Genomic DNA, 18,440 nt, shown 5'->3' on the forward strand with positions numbered 1-18,440 from the left:
TGAGCAAAAATGTTCATACCGTTTATAACATTTCATACTTGCAAAATTATTCAGATGTACCCCTCAATATTAATCTTTTCCGTATCTCAAAAAGAAATGTTATGAATAAAACTGCCGTATTCTAATGATTTATTTTTTTTCTAAATTCACTTGCATTTATCCCAAATCGTTTTTTAAACGCTCTCTCAAAGCTCCCTAAACTGCCGAAACCAACTTCATAGGCAATCATCGTGATGTCTTTTTTAGTATGCTTCAAAAGGTTTACTGAATGATCCAACCTTACTTTTGTTATATATTGGCTTGGAGTAAAGCCTGTTACTTCTTTAAACAAACGAAGGAAGTAAAATCTACTGATTCCAGATTCCTCAGAAAGTTGATCCAATGTAATTTCACTATTATATTGCTCATGAATGAAGTCCACTACTCTTTTTAACAACGGATGATTCGGCAACGTAACCTCTTTCCTCCAAAGCTCATTATGAGGGCCTTCATGTTGAGAAAATACTAAATTTGCTAATTCCCATTCTAGTTGTTGGATTTCAATTTTATTTGTATTGCCAAAAAGATTTTGTCTGACTGCAGTTTCAGCAATTTTTATAAATAATTCAGATGAACCCACATTGATAGAAGAAAATGAAATTTCGTTTGATTGACCGGCTAGACGTTCAAAATAGACTTTCTCCAAAAATTCCTTTTTTATATTAATTAAAAGAACTTTCCCCTCATCTTTATCGGTAAAATGAATATGTTTTTCTCCTGGGGCAGTTATAAAGCGATGTTGTTTTTCTAAAATGACGGTTTTGTTATTTATTTCAATAAATGTAGACCCAAATAAAGGAATACTCATTTGAAAGTCGTTCCCATGACTATGCTCTAAAGGATCAGATGAGTTTGGTTTAAGATGAATCATCATAAACTTACTGTTTTCTAACTTTAAATTAAGATACCTCATACGAAAAGACCCCATTCTAACTAGTGCTTTGTTTTGACTGTCGTTAAAATATTGCTATTAAAGAAATCGCAATTAATGAACAGCAATATAAAGTACAGATTGTTAATCTATATATAAAGTTCAATCTTGAATACTACAGTGTTTAGAGGGTTATTATGAAAAATTTTTTAAAACCAATCTGATCTGGCTTATGTTCATAATATTAAGAAACTTGTGTCATGCGCAATCCTTAATCTCGTAATTTTGTAAATTTCATATTTACCGAAAACCCATACAACTCCCTTATATAAGGAAAAAAATAAATCCGAGGTGATTTTTGTGTTTTATAATGATTATATTATTAAAAAGATTTATGATTTACGTATGGCTGAATTAAGTGAGAAGTTAAAACATGTGAATCAACTTCAAAGAAAAGAAAAAATAGGTGAATCTAAAATCCAATATCGAGAACGCAAAAAAGAGCTTATTGAGGTGGAGCGACATGTTGGAAAAGTTAAATAATAAATTGGAACTAAAAACCGTTATCTTGCTCTTTCCTATCACGTTTTTGATTCATGATTCTGAAGAAATCATAACTATGGAAAAATGGGTGGATAGTAATATTGCCTATCTCTACTCTGTTGTACCAAAAAGGCTTCAGTTCGTAATTGAATCCGTTCATTTGACAACCCCTCAAATTGCAATTGCAGTTTTTGTTGAGTTTATCATACTTTTTTTTGCAACATTTATGTTGCTTCGATCTCTATGTTCAGGGGTATGGTTGATATTTTTCACAGCACTATTAACTATGTTGTTTATTAATGTTTTTACCCATCTGGGGCAGTGCATTGCCTTTCGCGGATACACGCCAGGTGTTGTAACTGCGGTTTTTGTTTCTCTGCCTTATTCACTATATTTGTACTATAGGTTATTTAAAGCCAAATTGATCAATTGGCGGACTGTTACTATTAGTTTTTTTGTTGCACTTGTCTTGTTTCCTATCGTTCCCTTTGCTCACTTTATAGGGCGAACATTCGTTTAAGAGATGTGAGGGATATTAATTTTTTTCGAAAAGCTTTTATAACAGCTTAACAATTCAATAAGCATTCCATAAAGATTTTTTTAATGTTTATTTCCTTAAACCAAAAAGAGGCTGTCTCATAAGGGTCTGACCCCATGTGCATTTATCAATATATAGCACATTTATCCAACATTATGTCCTATATATTGTGTTATGGGGTCTGACCCTTTGGCATTTGAGACAGCCTCAGATCCAGAATTTTATATTTTCTTTTAAAAAAGAAATATCTTTTCGTTCAGTTTTTCGAACATCCTATAAAACTGGCGGTCCCGACGGGAATCGAACCCGCGATCTCCTGCGTGACAGGCAGGCATGTTAACCGCTACACTACGGGACCTTGCTTATGTATTCAAGAATATGGATTATTGCGGGGGCAGGATTTGAACCTGCGGCCTTCGGGTTATGAGCCCGACGAGCTACCGGACTGCTCCACCCCGCGTCGATATTAATATATTTAATTTTTCTATGCGCCTTTTTTAGCTTTCAGACTGTCCCGACCTCAGTAAGCTAAACCAAGAAGCCGCTCGGTCGGTACAACTCGCTGTTTTTTCGGTGAAGTAACGCTCGTTGCTCCACCCCGCGTCGATAAATTCAAAAGCCTGGCAACGTCCTACTCTTGCAGGGGCAATGCCCCAACTACCATCGGCGCTGAGAAGCTTAACTTCCGTGTTCGGTATGGGAACGGGTGTGGCCTTCTCGCCATCGTCACCAGACTTATTTCCTTGAGAATTCATTCTCTCAAAACTAGATAATGATCGAAGAAGTAAGAAGAACGAAGTTCACCATCATATGACTAGGTTAAGTCCTCGATCGATTAGTATCTGTCAGCTCCACGTGTCGCCACGCTTCCACCTCAGACCTATCAACCTGATCATCTTTCAGGGATCTTACTAGCTTGACGCTATGGGAAATCTCATCTCGAGGGGGGCTTCATGCTTAGATGCTTTCAGCACTTATCCCTTCCGCACATAGCTACCCAGCGATGCCTTTGGCAAGACAACTGGTACACCAGCGGTGCGTCCATCCCGGTCCTCTCGTACTAAGGACAGCTCCTCTCAAATTTCCTGCGCCCGCGACGGATAGGGACCGAACTGTCTCACGACGTTCTGAACCCAGCTCGCGTACCGCTTTAATGGGCGAACAGCCCAACCCTTGGGACCGACTACAGCCCCAGGATGCGATGAGCCGACATCGAGGTGCCAAACCTCCCCGTCGATGTGGACTCTTGGGGGAGATAAGCCTGTTATCCCCGGGGTAGCTTTTATCCGTTGAGCGATGGCCCTTCCATGCGGAACCACCGGATCACTAAGCCCGACTTTCGTCCCTGCTCGACTTGTAGGTCTCGCAGTCAAGCTCCCTTATGCCTTTACACTCTGCGAATGATTTCCAACCATTCTGAGGGAACCTTTGGGCGCCTCCGTTACTTTTTAGGAGGCGACCGCCCCAGTCAAACTGCCCGCCTGACACTGTCTCCCGCCCCGATCAGGGGCGCGGGTTAGAATTTCAATACAGCCAGGGTAGTATCCCACCGGCGCCTCCACCGAAGCTGGCGCTCCGGCTTCTCAGGCTCCTACCTATCCTGTACAAGCTGTACCAAAATTCAATATCAGGCTGCAGTAAAGCTCCACGGGGTCTTTCCGTCCTGTCGCGGGTAACCTGCATCTTCACAGGTACTATAATTTCACCGAGTCTCTCGTTGAGACAGTGCCCAGATCGTTACGCCTTTCGTGCGGGTCGGAACTTACCCGACAAGGAATTTCGCTACCTTAGGACCGTTATAGTTACGGCCGCCGTTTACTGGGGCTTCGATTCAGAGCTTCGCGTAAGCTAACCCCTCCTCTTAACCTTCCAGCACCGGGCAGGCGTCAGCCCCTATACTTCGCCTTGCGGCTTCGCAGAGACCTGTGTTTTTGCTAAACAGTCGCCTGGGCCTATTCACTGCGGCTTTTCCGGGCTATGCACCCAGAAAAGCACCCCTTCTCCCGAAGTTACGGGGTCATTTTGCCGAGTTCCTTAACGAGAGTTCTCTCGCTCACCTTAGGATTCTCTCCTCGCCTACCTGTGTCGGTTTGCGGTACGGGCACCTTTTCCATCGCTAGAGGCTTTTCTTGGCAGTGTGGAATCAGGAACTTCGGTACTATATTTCCCTCGCCGTCACAGCTCCGCCTGATGCTGACGGGATTTGCCTCGTCAGCGGCCTAACTGCTTGGACGCGCTAATCCAGCAGCGCGCTTGCCCTATCCTCCTGCGTCCCCCCATCGCTCAAACGGAAAAGAGGTGGTACAGGAATATCAACCTGTTGTCCATCGCCTACGCCTTTCGGCCTCGGCTTAGGTCCCGACTAACCCTGAGCGGACGAGCCTTCCTCAGGAAACCTTAGGCATTCGGTGGATGGGATTCTCACCCATCTTTCGCTACTCATACCGGCATTCTCACTTCTAAGCGCTCCACCAGTCCTTCCGGTCTGGCTTCAACGCCCTTAGAACGCTCTCCTACCGCGGACACCGACGGTGTCCACCCACAGCTTCGGTGATACGTTTAGCCCCGGTACATTTTCGGCGCAGAGTCACTCGACCAGTGAGCTATTACGCACTCTTTAAATGGTGGCTGCTTCTAAGCCAACATCCTGGTTGTCTAAGCAACTCCACATCCTTTTCCACTTAACGTATACTTTGGGACCTTAGCTGGCGGTCTGGGCTGTTTCCCTTTTGACTGCGGATCTTATCACTCGCAGTCTGACTCCCAAGGATAAGTCTTTGGCATTCGGAGTTTGTCTGAATTCGGTAACCCGATGAGGGCCCCTAGTCCAAACAGTGCTCTACCTCCAAGACTCTTGCACTTGAGGCTAGCCCTAAAGCTATTTCGGAGAGAACCAGCTATCTCCAAGTTCGATTGGAATTTCTCCGCTACCCACACCTCATCCCCGCACTTTTCAACGTGCGTGGGTTCGGGCCTCCATCCAGTGTTACCTGGACTTCACCCTGGACATGGGTAGATCACCTGGTTTCGGGTCTACGGCCGCATACTCATTCGCCCTGTTCAGACTCGCTTTCGCTGCGGCTCCGTCTTTTCAACTTAACCTCGCATGCGACCGTAACTCGCCGGTTCATTCTACAAAAGGCACGCCATCACCCATTAACGGGCTCTGACTACTTGTAGGCACACGGTTTCAGGTTCTCTTTCACTCCCCTCCCGGGGTGCTTTTCACCTTTCCCTCACGGTACTGGTTCACTATCGGTCACTAGGGAGTATTTAGCCTTGGGAGATGGTCCTCCCTGCTTCCGACGGGATTTCACGTGTCCCGCCGTACTCAGGATCCACTCGAGGAGGGAACGAAGTTTCAACTACAGGGTTGTTACCTTCTCTGACGGGCCTTTCCAGACCTCTTCGTCTACTCCGTTCCTTTGTAACTCCATACAGAGTGTCCTACAACCCCAAGAGGCAAGCCTCTTGGTTTGGGCTGTTCCCGTTTCGCTCGCCGCTACTCAGGGAATCGCGTTTGCTTTCTCTTCCTCCGGGTACTTAGATGTTTCAGTTCCCCGGGTCTGCCCTCCTAACCCTATGGATTCAGGTTAGGATCCTATCCCATTACGGATAGGGGGTTTCCCCATTCGGAAATCTCCGGATCAATGCTTACTTACAGCTCCCCGAAGCATATCGGTGTTAGTCCCGTCCTTCATCGGCTCCTAGTGCCAAGGCATCCACCGTGCGCCCTTTCTAACTTAACCTAAAAGGTTTGAAACCTAAAATGGCGATACTCGGTTCTTCTTTTGCCTTCTTCAATACGATTATCTAGTTTTCAAAGAACGAAGTTCTGAGGAATTGCTCCCTCAAAACTAAACAAACAAAAGCGATCAACTTCATGTTTAAAATCCTTAGAAAGGAGGTGATCCAGCCGCACCTTCCGATACGGCTACCTTGTTACGACTTCACCCCAATCATCTGTCCCACCTTAGGCGGCTGGCTCCTTAAAGGTTACCTCACCGACTTCGGGTGTTACAAACTCTCGTGGTGTGACGGGCGGTGTGTACAAGGCCCGGGAACGTATTCACCGCGGCATGCTGATCCGCGATTACTAGCGATTCCGGCTTCATGCAGGCGAGTTGCAGCCTGCAATCCGAACTGAGAATGGTTTTTTGGGATTGGCTCAGGCCTCGCGGCTTAGCAGCCCTTTGTACCATCCATTGTAGCACGTGTGTAGCCCAGGTCATAAGGGGCATGATGATTTGACGTCATCCCCACCTTCCTCCGGTTTGTCACCGGCAGTCACCTTAGAGTGCCCAACTGAATGCTGGCAACTAAGGTCAAGGGTTGCGCTCGTTGCGGGACTTAACCCAACATCTCACGACACGAGCTGACGACAACCATGCACCACCTGTCACTCTGTCCCCCGAAGGGGAACGTCCTGTCTCCAGGATTGTCAGAGGATGTCAAGACCTGGTAAGGTTCTTCGCGTTGCTTCGAATTAAACCACATGCTCCACCGCTTGTGCGGGCCCCCGTCAATTCCTTTGAGTTTCAGCCTTGCGGCCGTACTCCCCAGGCGGAGTGCTTAATGCGTTAGCTGCAGCACTAAAGGGCGGAAACCCTCTAACACTTAGCACTCATCGTTTACGGCGTGGACTACCAGGGTATCTAATCCTGTTTGCTCCCCACGCTTTCGCGCCTCAGCGTCAGTTACAGACCAGAGAGCCGCCTTCGCCACTGGTGTTCCTCCACATCTCTACGCATTTCACCGCTACACGTGGAATTCCGCTCTCCTCTTCTGCACTCAAGTTCCCCAGTTTCCAATGACCCTCCACGGTTGAGCCGTGGGCTTTCACATCAGACTTAAGGAACCGCCTGCGCGCGCTTTACGCCCAATAATTCCGGACAACGCTTGCCACCTACGTATTACCGCGGCTGCTGGCACGTAGTTAGCCGTGGCTTTCTGGTCAGGTACCGTCAAGGCACCGCCCTATTCGAACGGTACTTGTTCTTCCCTGACAACAGAGCTTTACGACCCGAAGGCCTTCTTCGCTCACGCGGCGTTGCTCCGTCAGACTTTCGTCCATTGCGGAAGATTCCCTACTGCTGCCTCCCGTAGGAGTCTGGGCCGTGTCTCAGTCCCAGTGTGGCCGATCACCCTCTCAGGTCGGCTACGCATCGTCGCCTTGGTGAGCCGTTACCTCACCAACCAGCTAATGCGCCGCGGGCCCATCTGCAAGTGATAGCCGAAGCCATCTTTCAGCTCTTTCCCATGCGGGAAAGAGGATTATCCGGTATTAGCTCCGGTTTCCCGAAGTTATCCCGGTCTTGCAGGCAGGTTGCCCACGTGTTACTCACCCGTCCGCCGCTGACTTCAGGAAGCAAGCTTCCATCAGTCCGCTCGACTTGCATGTATTAGGCACGCCGCCAGCGTTCGTCCTGAGCCAGGATCAAACTCTCCAAAAAAGAGTAAGATAAGCTCAAAAATATTAGAATTAACGTTGACGCTTTTGTTTGTTCAGTTTTCAAGGAACAGTTTTTGGAGCGGGTGATGGGAATCGAACCCACGACAACAGCTTGGAAGGCTGTGGTTTTACCACTAAACTACACCCGCATTTTCTATTATGTTCTCGAATGGTCGGGAAGACAGGATTCGAACCTGCGACCCCATGGTCCCAAACCATGTGCTCTACCAAGCTGAGCTACTTCCCGTTGAATATTAATGGCGCGCCCGACAGGAGTCGAACCCATAACCTTCTGATCCGTAGTCAGACGCTCTATCCAATTGAGCTACGGGCGCTTTTCAAAAGCAACTTTATTATAATATCATGACTTTAAGTTGTTGTCAACAACTTTTTTGGTGCGGCCGAGAGGACTTGAACCTCCACGGGGTTGCCCCCACTAGGCCCTCAACCTAGCGCGTCTGCCATTCCGCCACGACCGCTTATTAAAACGACGAAATTTATACTACCATAAATCACTTCGATTTTCAACTAGTAATTAATGGTGCGGGTGAAGGGAGTCGAACCCCCACGCCTTGCGGCGCCAGATCCTAAGTCTGGTGCGTCTGCCAATTCCGCCACACCCGCTAAATTTTCATGGTGAGCCATGGAGGATTCGAACCTCCGACCCTCTGATTAAAAGTCAGATGCTCTACCGGCTGAGCTAATGGCTCTTGTTTCTATTACACTCCATGTTTTTCTTCGATGCTACTTCTAAGAAGCAACTCATCGTTAAGTTCAACGACGTCCCGATCTCGGCAAGCTTATTCAAGCAGCGGCTCGATCGGTACGCTGATGCCGATTCAAGCAGCCTCTCGGTCGTGCTCTACCGGCTGAGCTAATGGCTCTTTAACTAACTGGGCTAGCTGGATTCGAACCAGCGCATCACGGAGTCAAAGTCCGTTGCCTTACCGCTTGGCTATAGCCCAAAATGAAAACAACTAGAATATTTTATAACAAGAAAAGAAAAAATACAACAAGTAAATACTGGCGGTCCCGACGGGAATCGAACCCGCGATCTCCTGCGTGACAGGCAGGCATGTTAACCGCTACACTACGGGACCCGACTCAAAAGATAATAAACCATATGCGCCTTGCCCAATAATCAACAAGTGGCAAGGCGCTTTAGTTCTTATGATGACCCGTACGGGATTCGAACCCGTGTTACCGCCGTGAAAGGGCGGTGTCTTAACCACTTGACCAACGGGCCATATTGAAATATTTCTGGCGGAGAAGGAGGGATTTGAACCCTCGCGCCGCTTGCACGACCTACACCCTTAGCAGGGGCGCCTCTTCAGCCACTTGAGTACTTCCCCATATGGCTCCGCAGGCAGGATTCGAACCTGCGACCGTTCGGTTAACAGCCGAATGCTCTACCACTGAGCTACTGCGGAATAGTTAGTATTTCTCCCAAAATTTTGTCTGGCTTTGGCCGAATGTCCATATCTAAGCAAGCTAATCAAGCTTCGGTTCGATGGGTAAAAATTCGCAGCTTACTTATTGAAGCTTTGCTTGTTGCTAAACCGCTGAACTATTGTGAAATAATCACCATCTTATCGACTCTTTATATTATAGAGACGTGTACCTTGGAATGTCAAGATGATTTTCAATTGAAAAACGCACTTTCAAACCGGTCACGATTCAATAATTTATCATTGTTTTACTCTGCCGTCAACTCCTTTAATTTTTTCAATTTCCCTCTGCATTTTCCGCATACATATCTTGATGTATCAATAGATCTTCTCCGCTTATAAACCTGATTGCAGCTTTTGCAAGAATAGATAATTATTTTTCCCGATTTTCTTCTTTTTCTATACTCAGGAAGAGGACTGCAAAAACGAGGACCATCCACTTCTTTTAGCAGGATTCGAAAATCCCGGTCACGATGGCGGTATCCTTTTCCCTCAAGATGCAAATGATAATGGCAAAGTTCGTGTTTTATTATGCCTACTAGTTCCTTTTCGCCAAATTGTTCATAATATTTTTTATTGATTTCAATGTTATGGGAATGGAACAAATATCTCCCTCCTGTTGTCCGAAGCCTTGAGTTGAACAATGCACGGTGGCGAAATGGCTTATTGAAATAGGCAAGAGATAATTCTTCAACAAGTTTTTGCAATTCTGATTCTTTCATGTCTTTTCTTCTCCTCTTTCTGTAAACATGACAACCTATGATAGCATACATTATAAATACCTATTTAGAGGATTACTTTTCAGGAGGTTTTAGTATGCCAACCTGGTTTCAAAACCAAATGAAGAAAGCTTTCTACGAAAAGGATCGATATCAAATAAAGATTTTAAACCAATGTTGGTTTTTTTACAGAAAAAAGAGGCTGTCTCAAAACCCTAAGGGTCAGACCCCATGACACAATATATAGGACATATTATTGGATAAATGTGCTATATATTTATATTACACATGGGGTCAGACCCTTATGAGACAGCCTCCCTCTTCACTCATTATTGATCGTTATTTTCAGATGGCGCCAACATCGTTAACGCAATCCTTCCTTTAATTGCGTCCACGTTATCCACCCATACAGTCACGACATCGCCGACTGAAACGATATCTAAAGGATGTTTAACAAATTGCCTGCTTAGCTTTGATATATGAACAAGCCCATCCTGTTTTACCCCGATATCAACAAATGCACCAAAATCCACTACATTTCTGACAGTACCTTGAAGCTCCATTCCCGGCTTTAAATCTTCAAGTTTTAGGATATCCTTCCTTAAAAGCGGTTTTGGAAGCTCGTCCCGCGGATCTCTTCCGGGGCGGATTAGGGCATCTATAATGTCTTTCAAAGTTAATTCCCCGATATCCAATTGAGCAGCTGTTTCTTTCAAATCCAATCCTGACAGGGCATTCTTTAATTCTTCTGTTCCTATATCTACAGTGTTAAAGCCCAGATTTTCAAGCAGTTTTTTGACTTCGGGGTAATTTTCAGGATGGATGCCTGTCCGATCAAGCGGCTCATCTCCATCGATTATGCGCAAAAACCCTATCGCTTGTTCATAAGTTTTCGCACCAAGTCTAGGGATTTTTTTAAGCTGTGCTCTTGTTGTAAATTTCCCTTGCTCTTCCCGCTGTTTAACTATATTGTTTGCGACTGATTTAGACAAGCCAGAGACATATTGCAGGAGGGACGGTGACGCAGTATTTACATTAACACCTACCTGGTTAACGGCAGTTTCGACAACAAAAGTTAACGATTCAGAAAGCTTTTTTTGCGAAACATCGTGCTGATATTGTCCAACACCAACCGACTTAGGATCAATCTTAACAAGTTCCGCCAAAGGATCTTGCAATCTCCGTGCGATCGAAACAGCACTGCGCTCTTCTACCTGCAAATCGGGAAATTCCTCTCTTGCAAGATCTGATGCTGAATAAACACTGGCGCCTGCTTCATTGACAATTAAATAAAAAATCTCTTCATTTACTTCTTTTAAAGTTTCTGCAACAAATTGTTCTGTTTCTCTTGACGCGGTTCCATTTCCAATGGCAACCACCTCAATCTTGAAGTTTTTAAGAATTTTTTTAAATATTTCCCGCGCTTCTTTTGTTTTCGATACAGGCGGATGAGGATAGATTACGTCGATATGCAAAACTTTCCCTGTCTCATCCACTGCAGCAAGTTTGCAACCTGTTCGGTAAGCGGGGTCTACACCCAGCACAATTTTTCCTTTTAAAGGAGGCTGCAGCAATAGGTTGCGTAAATTTTCTGAGAAAATATGAATGGCACGCTCTTCGGCTTTTTCCGTCAGCTCGTTTCGGATTTCCCGTTCGATTGACGGCTGAATAAGGCGTTTGTACCCGTCTTCTACCGCGACTTCCACAAGTGATGCGGTAATAGATTGCTGATCTTTAATCCATTTATTATGTAAAAATTGAAGGATCTTCTGAATGTCTGGCTTGATATTGACGCGAAGTACCTCTTCTTTCTCGCCGCGATTCAAGGCAAGGATGCGGTGAGGAACGATTTTTGCGATAGGTTCTTCATATTCATAATACATTTCGTACACTTTTTTCTCGTCTTTTTCAGCTTCTTTTACCTCGGATACAATTGTTCCGGATTTTGCTGTTTCTCCGCGGATCCATTTTCTGCTTTCCGGATCATCTGATACCCATTCAGCAATAATATCCTTAGCTCCAGCAAGTGCGTCTTCGATGCTGTTCACTTCTTTTTCCCCTGATAAAAATTCTCTCGCTTTTTCTTCGACAGATCCTGTTTTTGGAAAAGTCAGAAGCCATTCAGCTAAAGGTTCAAGTCCTTTTTCCTTCGCAATTGTTGCTTTTGTCCTTCGTTTTTGTTTATAAGGGCGATAAAGGTCTTCAACTTCTTGAAGCTTAATCGCTTTTTCGATTTGGCTCTGAAGTTCGTCGGTTAGTTTGCCTTGTTCGGCAATTAATCGAATCACTTCTTCTTTTCGATGTTCAAGGTTTTGAAGATATTGCCATCTTTCAATAATATTTCGCAGCTGCACCTCATCAAGCGCACCTGTTTGTTCTTTCCGATAGCGGGCAATGAACGGAACGGTATTTCCTTCATTAATTAACGAAATGACATTTCGAACTTGTTTTAAAGATAAAGATTGCTCGGAAGCGATAAGTTTTATTAATTGCTCCTGATTAATGATCGTCTGTTCCAAAAATATATCCTCCCTATTTCATCAGTTAGTTCTTACCATTCATTTTAACAAATGTTTTATATTGCACGAAACAATACAAACAACAAGAAGAGGCTGTCTCATAAGGATCTGACCCTTAGGCCATTGAGACAGCCTCTTCCGACGATGAAAGTAGTGTCATCATTTGTCGTCACATGTTTTGTTAATATTTCATTTGCAATAGATTCAACGGGAAGATAGCCATTTAGCAAAGTTTTTGTTCCCTGAAGATTCAGGCCATCTGAAAAAACGAGGAATTTTGAGTTTGGCTCATAAAAAAACGCTGAGTCTGGAAAACTTGAGGCCTCCCGGAAAGATAACCTGTTACCAGAGGAGGATAAGTCAGGTTGCCGGAAGGAGAAAAGAGGAAATAAGCTCAATTTTTTCTTTAATATTATAAATCATGAAAGATACTCCGTGTTGTTTATATCAGTATGTACAGCTTCCTGAAGCTTCTTAATAGCCCTTCTCTGCAAGCGGGATACATGCATTTGTGAGATTCCTAATTTAACTCCAGCAGCCTTTTGGCTCATATTCTCCAAAAAGGTATATTGGATAATTTTCTTTTCCCGGTCTGTTAAGACAGGAAGAACCTTTTCTAAAACTAGTTTTTGGTTAATCTTTTCATATCCCTCATCAACCGTACCTACGAAATCCAGCAGTGTAACGGTTCCGCCATCCGAGTCAGCTTCAATGGAATGGTAGACAGATAGAGCCTGATAACTTTTTCCGATTTCCATTGCTTCTAATACTTCTTCCTCAGAAACATCCAAGGCTTCTGCAATTTCTTTCACTTTAGGTGAGCGATGCAGTTTTATTGTCAATTCTTCCACTTTTGTTTTTATTTTTGGCCCAAGCTCTTTAATCCGCCGCGGAACATGAACACTCCACGTTTTATCCCGCAAAAAGCGTTTAATCTCGCCGAATATAGTTGGAACTGCAAACGCTTCAAAGCTTTTGCCAAATGATTTGTCATACCGGCGGATCGCGCACAACAACCCAATCATGCCGACTTGAACGATATCTTCATGATATGACCCGCCTATTGAATATTTGCGGGCAATCGTTGCAACAAGGTTTTGGTAATGAATCACAAGCTTATTTAGAGCTTCTTCATCCTGATGCTCTTGATATGCATTAATCAATTCGTTGATTTCCTGATTCGATATTAGATTAGGTTGAGATTGTTTCTGCATCCCTCTCCACCTGCTCTCTTTCAAGGTATTTAGTCATAAATACCGTAACACCCTCTTTGTGATGGATTCTTACCTCATCCATCAGTGTTTCAATAAGGTAAAGTCCCAATCCTCCTTCTCGCAGGAATTCAACGGAATCATTTTCATTATATGGTCCAAGACTTTCTCGATTGGAATGGAAATCAAAGCTCTGTCCACTGTCTGCAACCATGACTTCCAAGCGATCCTTATACATGCCGAAACCAAGTACGACTTCGCCTTTACCCGTTTGTTTATAGGCATGCTGGACTGCATTTGTACAGGCTTCACTAGCGGCGATTTTTAAATCCTCAATATCGTCATAAGAAAACCCCATTCGGCTAGCAATACCAGAAAGAGTCAATCGTATGACTCCAACGTATTCCGGCCTGGCCGGGATTTTCATTTCAATATAGTCAAACGGCTGATTCATAACACTCCACCCTCAATCTTGCTGTTTATCTCAATAATATCTGCAAGGCCTGTAACGATATTTCACGACCAAAACAAGATGATGATACAACAAGTACACTGAATGATGATTAGTATCTAGTTTCATTTATTTAAGACTGATTATATCACAATATAAAAAATGGAAATATCTTTAGGCTGCACCTTACCGAAATTCATCTCCCACTTTCACTGGCGCTATCGCACCTTCACGTTTATAAGCGGGAGACTTCTTTCGGAAAAATGATAAAATTTCATAATAAAAAAAGACAAGCCCCTTTCCAGCTTGCCTTTGCAGAATCACGGCTGTATGAATATGAAATTGTAGTGGTGTTATGTAAAGGAAACTCACCGTCTACTAACATCAATAGTAACGGCAGTTTCAATCATGATAATCGCCTTTGTCCAGCATTTATTACAACACTTTTTTATGTTGTCTAACTCCAGGGCCTGGGCAACTCAGCGTCATAAGCTGCCCAGCTGTAATGGCTAAAAGAGCCGCCTCATCGCCGGTCAGCTTATGCCCGTCAGACCTAACCAAGGCGCTTGCGGTTTTCCTTTATAAAGATCGTGCTTCGGCTAGAACTCTATGAGACCTAAACTGATTTGCAGGGCTTCATCCACTTTTTCCATCATTTCGTCATCGAGATGAGTAATCTTATCGGTCAATCGCTGTTTATCAATTGTACGTATTTGTTCCAACAGGATGACCGAGTCTCGTTCAAAACCGTAACGTTTCGCATCAATTTCAACGTGTGTGGGCAGCTTCGCTTTTTGGATTTGGGCTGTGATCGCTGCTACGATAACTGTGGGACTAAACCGATTCCCGATGTCGTTTTGGATGACTAGTACAGGACGGGTTCCGCCTTGTTCTGACCCAACAACTGGGGATAGGTCTGCAAAATAAACGTCACCACGTTTGACAATCAAAGGTTTATCCCCCGCTAACTAGACGTTCAACTGTGTGTTCTGCCTCATATTCTGCTTGGAATGCTTCTGATGCAATCGTCAGATTAATTTTGGCCATTTCCATATAGCCACGCCTCATTGATTCACGAATTTGTCTCTTTTTCCGTTCGCGCAAATACGCTTTTGTTGCTTGATAAATAAGTTCGCTTCGATTTACATTTTCTTGTTTTACGAAACAATCTAATTCGGTTAAAAGATGTTGCGGTAATTTTACCAAGATCTCCGTTGTTGCGCTGGACTCAGACACAAACATGCACCTCCACCATCACTACACACCTATTTTTATTCCGTTCTAACCGTTCCCTGTCTCTCTAGTTTAGAGAAACGAACGCTAAGAACCCGACGGCGGACAGAACATCCTTGTCGGGCGAATGCCACTGGACAAAGAAAGCTTCGGCAACGACCATCGCACGAAGAAAAGCGACACCTTTTCGAGGACGTGGCAATTATGAGCGCGATTGGTTCAATAATCCATCATTGGGGATGCTGATAGTATTTCCCGTTTTATCTCTAACAGTTTTAATAATATCATTTATCAGCCTTAATGCAAAGACAATTTGGAAATTCTTCTGTATTATCGTCCAAAATTTTGCCCTTTTATGCATGAAACTTCCTTAAATTTGTTTTAAAAAGCAAAAAGATTCATCAAATAGTTCTTATTATTTTAAAAGAGAATTACTTATTTCGGTCTTTTCTCCGTTCCATTTGTAAATTCTCGGAACTCTGGCTGAAATCATGCAAGGGATTTCATAATTTATCGTTTCAAGCTTTTGAGCTACTTCATTTACAGAAATAAACTCTTCTTTTTGCCGGCCGATTAACGTACATGTTGTCCCCGGAGGAACATAATAAGGCAACTTAATCATGCACTGATCCATGCATATTCGCCCGACAATCGGCGCCCGAATTCCTTCAACCAATACGTCCTGACCCTGCAGCTTTCTTACCCAGCCGTCAGCATAGCCTATCGGCAGAGTACCGATCCATTCTTCCCCTGCTGCTTCATAAGTAGCGCCGTAGCTTACTTTATCGCCCTTTTGAAGTTTTTTGACATGAACAAGCTTTGAATGAAGTGAAAAAGCTTCCTTTAAAACGACAGGAAGTTGCGGTTCTATCTCTAGAGACGGTGTTAACCCGTACATCGTTATTCCGATCCGCACCGCATTAAATGAAGCAGCAGGAAACCGGAGTGCAGCGGCACTATTGCTTGAATGAACGTAACGCGGACGCACTTCTAACCATTCGATCATTTGATTGAATCGCCCGAGTTGTTTTTCAAAATAGAAATGGTCCAAATGATCCGCTGTTGCGAAATGAGTATATACGCCTTCAAATAGGAAACGGTCATCATTCAGGATCAAAGACTCTACAGCCTTTAGCTCCTCTTTGCTGCGAATTCCGATTCTTCCCATTCCTGTATCAAGCTTCATGTGAACTTTTAATTTTGCATTTTGATTTAGAATGTCCTTCGCTTTCTTTATCCATTCTTCCTGAAAAACCGTCAGTGTAATCTTTTTTTCCGCAGCTAAGTTGACATCTTTAGGGCGGCTTGCTCCTAAAACAAGAACAGGTGCAGTTATCCCTTTTTTCCTTAATGCAATAGCTTCATCCAAAAAAGCAACTGCAAGATAGGTAGCTCCTGCCCGTAGAGCTGTCTCGGCTACCTGCCTGTCTCCATGACCATAAGCATTCGCCTTAACAACTGCCATCATTTCAGTTCCGGAAGGCAAAATCTCTTTAATTGCCTTTAAATTATCGGTTATCTTATCTAAATCCACTTCAGCCCAAGTATCTCGAAAAAATAAAACTTGACCTTCCAACCTGTTTCCACTTCCTTCTGCATCCGTTCAAGTTAATACATGTTTGAAAAACTGTCCGCACAGTTGTTGCGGATATGATAATAGTTTGATTATTAAACTCCTTTCTGAACTTGTCAACAGCATAAATTGGTATTGACCCAGTTGTAAAAAAAAACAGACTCGGTTTACTGAGCCTGTTTCTCTGAAGATTTTGATTATTTAACCATACTTTCGGATACAGAACGAGCTACTGTCAATAATTCTTCAGGTGATAATTCGTTCGATGCAATCGTATAATCAACTCCTTGATGCGTCCAGGTCACCATTTTTTCTGATAATGCACCAACTGTAAATCCTAAATCAACAGGTTCTCCTTTTACATAGGTTACAGAAGCTTCAGCCGGCATTACTTTCGCTTTCTCTTGTATTAGTGTATAAGATTTTTCACCATCAAATGTTAAGACAACGCGTTTTCCGTCTTCTGTTTTCACTACTTTCTCATCTACTAGACTTACTCCCGGAATTTCGGCAGTTGGATACTTCACAGTAAACTCCTTATCGTCCAAATCTGCCATTACAGGAACTTCTAATTGCGCTCCAGTCATATTCTTTTTCATATCAAAATCATTTTCATCAAAGGAGGCATCGAATTTTACTTCCGAAAACGTAACAGTTACGAGAGCATTCCGGTCCGTATCCATCACTTTTACACTAACCGGAGACAAATCTTTTTTGTTAAGGGTAATTTCTTGAAACGGAAGCATTTTGTTATTTTGATAACGTGTTTTAGTTTCAAATACATAATGATCTTTCGTTGCAGAGAACTTTGATTCTTTATCTTCCAAAATATCCTTTACCAAAGATTCATAAAGGTACGCTTGACTGCTGTTCTGCGGCCATTCACTTTGGAACCGGAAGCTTTTATTAAGTGCAGGAGTCAGTACAAATACACCCTCATCGTTTCGAAGAATCATTTGGCTTTGATCCTTCTTTTCATTTTTCAAGTTTACACGGTAGTAGTTCGGTTCCTTATGCCAAATTTGCACATTATACACTTGCGGCTCTTTACCCATTTGCAAAGTCATTTTTGCTTCAGCTTTGTATCCTTTCATTACCTCCACTTTACTGTTAAGCTCTTTAATAACATCTTCCTGTGATTTCGAACCGCAAGCGGTTAATGCAAAAATAACCATAAGCCCGGCGAGAAGCAGCAACAACTTTTTTTCCATTTTTCCCTTTCAGCCCCTTTTGTCTCATTTCATCGCGGAAATAGAGAATAAGCGCAGGGTTAAGACATCGGCATCCTTGTTTCACTTAACTGTTCGAGATCGCCAATGTTCCCGCCGCCTGGCCTCGTCTCTCCTATTGCACTACGAATATATGAGACAACCTAAACGAATATGACCCAAAGGATGACAAGCTTGCAAAAAATTTTATTTTTGTTCCTCTATGACAACTTGAGCAACTGCAAAATCGCGGCTGTGAGAAATGGATAAATGGACACCACCCCGAAAAGGTTTGACGATATAAGGTTTTCCTTTAGCATCTGTCGCTATTTCAATATCTAAAAACGAAAGCTCATGTCCAATCCCCGTTCCGGCCGCTTTTGCAAAAGCTTCTTTTGCAGCAAACCGGCCTGCCAGAAACTCTGTTTTTCTTTTATCCGAAAGCTTTTTGTATTCAAGCTTTTCTGTCTCAGTTAAAATCCGGTCGATAAATTTTTCCTGTTGTTCTGAGATTCTTTTTATTCGATCCAACTCAACAATATCAATTCCGATACCAGAAATCATTTTTCATCTTCCTTCTAATTATTTTTCCATATGCATATTCATGATTGTACAAATATGGTTTTTATGCAACG

The 18,440-nt window shown here is 43.5% G+C and carries 13 protein-coding genes, 13 tRNA genes and 3 rRNA genes; 3 read left to right on the plus strand and 26 right to left on the minus strand.

The window, feature by feature from the left end:
* Positions 1-121 precede the first annotated feature (121 nt).
* Positions 122-952 carry a helix-turn-helix domain-containing protein gene (locus PB1_RS16540; RefSeq protein ID WP_003351260.1) on the minus strand — a complete coding sequence of 277 codons (831 nt, stop codon included), beginning with the start codon at positions 950-952 and terminating at the stop codon, positions 122-124.
* A 318-nt stretch (positions 953-1,270) separates the two neighbouring features.
* Here PB1_RS16540 and PB1_RS05480 point away from each other — a divergent pair, with 318 nt between their 5' ends.
* Together PB1_RS05480 and PB1_RS05485 are read left to right on the plus strand one after the other, a co-directional pair.
* Positions 1,271-1,453 (plus strand): hypothetical protein, encoded by a 183-nt coding sequence (locus PB1_RS05480; protein WP_003351261.1) that lies wholly within the window; start codon positions 1,271-1,273, stop codon positions 1,451-1,453.
* On the plus strand, positions 1,434-1,973 hold the full coding sequence (locus tag PB1_RS05485; RefSeq protein ID WP_003351262.1) for an HXXEE domain-containing protein: 540 nt from the start codon (positions 1,434-1,436) through the stop codon (positions 1,971-1,973). The genes PB1_RS05480 and PB1_RS05485 overlap by 20 nt, the downstream gene beginning before the upstream one ends.
* A gap of 300 nt (positions 1,974-2,273) precedes the next feature.
* Here the strand turns inward: PB1_RS05485 and PB1_RS05490 are convergent.
* The 17 genes from PB1_RS05490 to PB1_RS05570 form a co-directional block, all read right to left on the minus strand.
* Positions 2,274-2,349: transfer RNA gene (locus PB1_RS05490), tRNA-Asp, on the minus strand.
* Between the two features lie 28 nt (positions 2,350-2,377).
* Positions 2,378-2,451 (minus strand) — tRNA-Met (locus PB1_RS05495).
* Positions 2,452-2,609: 158 nt separating this feature from the next.
* A 5S ribosomal RNA gene (rrf, locus tag PB1_RS05500) occupies positions 2,610-2,725 on the minus strand.
* Between the two features lie 81 nt (positions 2,726-2,806).
* Positions 2,807-5,740 (minus strand): 23S ribosomal RNA (locus PB1_RS05505).
* Positions 5,741-5,891: 151 nt separating this feature from the next.
* Positions 5,892-7,444 (minus strand): 16S ribosomal RNA (locus PB1_RS05510).
* The 16S, 23S and 5S rRNA genes sit together here with 13 tRNA genes alongside, the layout of an rRNA operon.
* A gap of 74 nt (positions 7,445-7,518) precedes the next feature.
* Positions 7,519-7,592: transfer RNA gene (locus tag PB1_RS05515), tRNA-Gly, on the minus strand.
* Positions 7,593-7,613: 21 nt separating this feature from the next.
* A tRNA-Pro gene (locus tag PB1_RS05520) sits at positions 7,614-7,690 on the minus strand.
* Between the two features lie 11 nt (positions 7,691-7,701).
* Positions 7,702-7,778 (minus strand) — tRNA-Arg (locus tag PB1_RS05525).
* A gap of 58 nt (positions 7,779-7,836) precedes the next feature.
* Positions 7,837-7,922: transfer RNA gene (locus PB1_RS05530), tRNA-Leu, on the minus strand.
* Positions 7,923-7,982: 60 nt separating this feature from the next.
* Positions 7,983-8,067, minus strand: a tRNA-Leu gene (locus tag PB1_RS05535).
* A gap of 10 nt (positions 8,068-8,077) precedes the next feature.
* Positions 8,078-8,153: transfer RNA gene (locus tag PB1_RS05540), tRNA-Lys, on the minus strand.
* Positions 8,154-8,336: 183 nt separating this feature from the next.
* Positions 8,337-8,408: transfer RNA gene (locus tag PB1_RS05545), tRNA-Gln, on the minus strand.
* A 59-nt stretch (positions 8,409-8,467) separates the two neighbouring features.
* Positions 8,468-8,543, minus strand: a tRNA-Asp gene (locus tag PB1_RS05550).
* Between the two features lie 74 nt (positions 8,544-8,617).
* Positions 8,618-8,689: transfer RNA gene (locus PB1_RS05555), tRNA-Glu, on the minus strand.
* A gap of 15 nt (positions 8,690-8,704) precedes the next feature.
* Positions 8,705-8,795: transfer RNA gene (locus tag PB1_RS05560), tRNA-Ser, on the minus strand.
* 3 nt (positions 8,796-8,798) lie between these two features.
* Positions 8,799-8,873 (minus strand) — tRNA-Asn (locus PB1_RS05565).
* 266 nt (positions 8,874-9,139) lie between these two features.
* A complete protein-coding gene (locus tag PB1_RS05570) occupies positions 9,140-9,613 on the minus strand; it encodes a SprT family protein (RefSeq protein WP_003351263.1) in 474 nt (157 codons plus the stop codon).
* A 94-nt stretch (positions 9,614-9,707) separates the two neighbouring features.
* Between PB1_RS05570 and cmpA the strand changes: the two genes are divergently transcribed.
* On the plus strand, positions 9,708-9,845 hold the full coding sequence (cmpA, locus tag PB1_RS17395; protein ID WP_003351264.1) for a cortex morphogenetic protein CmpA: 138 nt from the start codon (positions 9,708-9,710) through the stop codon (positions 9,843-9,845).
* A 94-nt stretch (positions 9,846-9,939) separates the two neighbouring features.
* Here cmpA and PB1_RS05575 read toward each other — a convergent pair whose 3' ends face one another.
* The 8 genes from PB1_RS05575 to acpS form a co-directional block, all read right to left on the minus strand.
* Positions 9,940-12,129: a Tex family protein gene (locus tag PB1_RS05575; protein WP_003351266.1), complete on the minus strand. Its 2,190-nt coding sequence runs from the start codon at positions 12,127-12,129 to the stop codon at positions 9,940-9,942.
* 419 nt (positions 12,130-12,548) lie between these two features.
* Positions 12,549-13,343: an RNA polymerase sigma factor SigB gene (gene sigB, locus PB1_RS05580; RefSeq protein ID WP_003351268.1), complete on the minus strand. Its 795-nt coding sequence runs from the start codon at positions 13,341-13,343 to the stop codon at positions 12,549-12,551.
* The gene (gene rsbW, locus PB1_RS05585) at positions 13,321-13,794 is read right to left on the minus strand and encodes an anti-sigma B factor RsbW (protein ID WP_003351269.1); all 474 of its coding nucleotides are present in this window, start codon (positions 13,792-13,794) and stop codon (positions 13,321-13,323) included. The genes sigB and rsbW overlap by 23 nt, the downstream gene beginning before the upstream one ends.
* A gap of 596 nt (positions 13,795-14,390) precedes the next feature.
* Positions 14,391-14,741, minus strand: a complete 351-nt coding sequence (ndoA, locus tag PB1_RS05590; RefSeq protein ID WP_003348433.1) for a type II toxin-antitoxin system endoribonuclease NdoA — start codon at positions 14,739-14,741, stop codon at positions 14,391-14,393.
* A gap of 4 nt (positions 14,742-14,745) precedes the next feature.
* The gene (locus PB1_RS05595) at positions 14,746-15,027 is read right to left on the minus strand and encodes a CopG family ribbon-helix-helix protein (protein ID WP_003351271.1); all 282 of its coding nucleotides are present in this window, start codon (positions 15,025-15,027) and stop codon (positions 14,746-14,748) included.
* A gap of 412 nt (positions 15,028-15,439) precedes the next feature.
* Complete coding sequence (alr, locus tag PB1_RS05600) at positions 15,440-16,600, minus strand: alanine racemase (protein WP_003351272.1); 1,161 nt, start codon at positions 16,598-16,600, stop codon at positions 15,440-15,442.
* A gap of 194 nt (positions 16,601-16,794) precedes the next feature.
* Positions 16,795-17,808, minus strand: a complete 1,014-nt coding sequence (locus tag PB1_RS05605; RefSeq protein WP_003351273.1) for a LolA family protein — start codon at positions 17,806-17,808, stop codon at positions 16,795-16,797.
* Between the two features lie 204 nt (positions 17,809-18,012).
* Complete coding sequence (gene acpS, locus PB1_RS05610; RefSeq protein ID WP_003351274.1) at positions 18,013-18,369, minus strand: holo-ACP synthase; 357 nt, start codon at positions 18,367-18,369, stop codon at positions 18,013-18,015.
* Positions 18,370-18,440: the final 71 nt, after the last annotated feature.

Origin of the sequence: Bacillus methanolicus PB1, from assembly GCF_000262755.1 — a bacterium.
Taxonomy (GTDB): domain Bacteria; phylum Bacillota; class Bacilli; order Bacillales; family Cytobacillaceae; genus Bacillus_Z; species Bacillus_Z methanolicus.

What these genes read in the sequence shown, in the direction of transcription:
- PB1_RS16540 (WP_003351260.1), bottom strand. Translation starts at nt 952, where the DNA reads ATGAGGTATCTTAATTTAAAGTTAGAAAACAGTAAGTTTATGATGATT.
- acpS (WP_003351274.1), bottom strand. Translation starts at nt 18,369, where the DNA reads ATGATTTCTGGTATCGGAATTGATATTGTTGAGTTGGATCGAATAAAA.
- PB1_RS05605 (WP_003351273.1), bottom strand. Translation starts at nt 17,808, where the DNA reads ATGGAAAAAAAGTTGTTGCTGCTTCTCGCCGGGCTTATGGTTATTTTT.
- PB1_RS05570 (WP_003351263.1), bottom strand. Translation starts at nt 9,613, where the DNA reads ATGAAAGAATCAGAATTGCAAAAACTTGTTGAAGAATTATCTCTTGCC.
- cmpA (WP_003351264.1), top strand. Translation starts at nt 9,708, where the DNA reads ATGCCAACCTGGTTTCAAAACCAAATGAAGAAAGCTTTCTACGAAAAG.
- sigB (WP_003351268.1), bottom strand. Translation starts at nt 13,343, where the DNA reads ATGCAGAAACAATCTCAACCTAATCTAATATCGAATCAGGAAATCAAC.
- PB1_RS05485 (WP_003351262.1), top strand. Translation starts at nt 1,434, where the DNA reads ATGTTGGAAAAGTTAAATAATAAATTGGAACTAAAAACCGTTATCTTG.
- rsbW (WP_003351269.1), bottom strand. Translation starts at nt 13,794, where the DNA reads ATGAATCAGCCGTTTGACTATATTGAAATGAAAATCCCGGCCAGGCCG.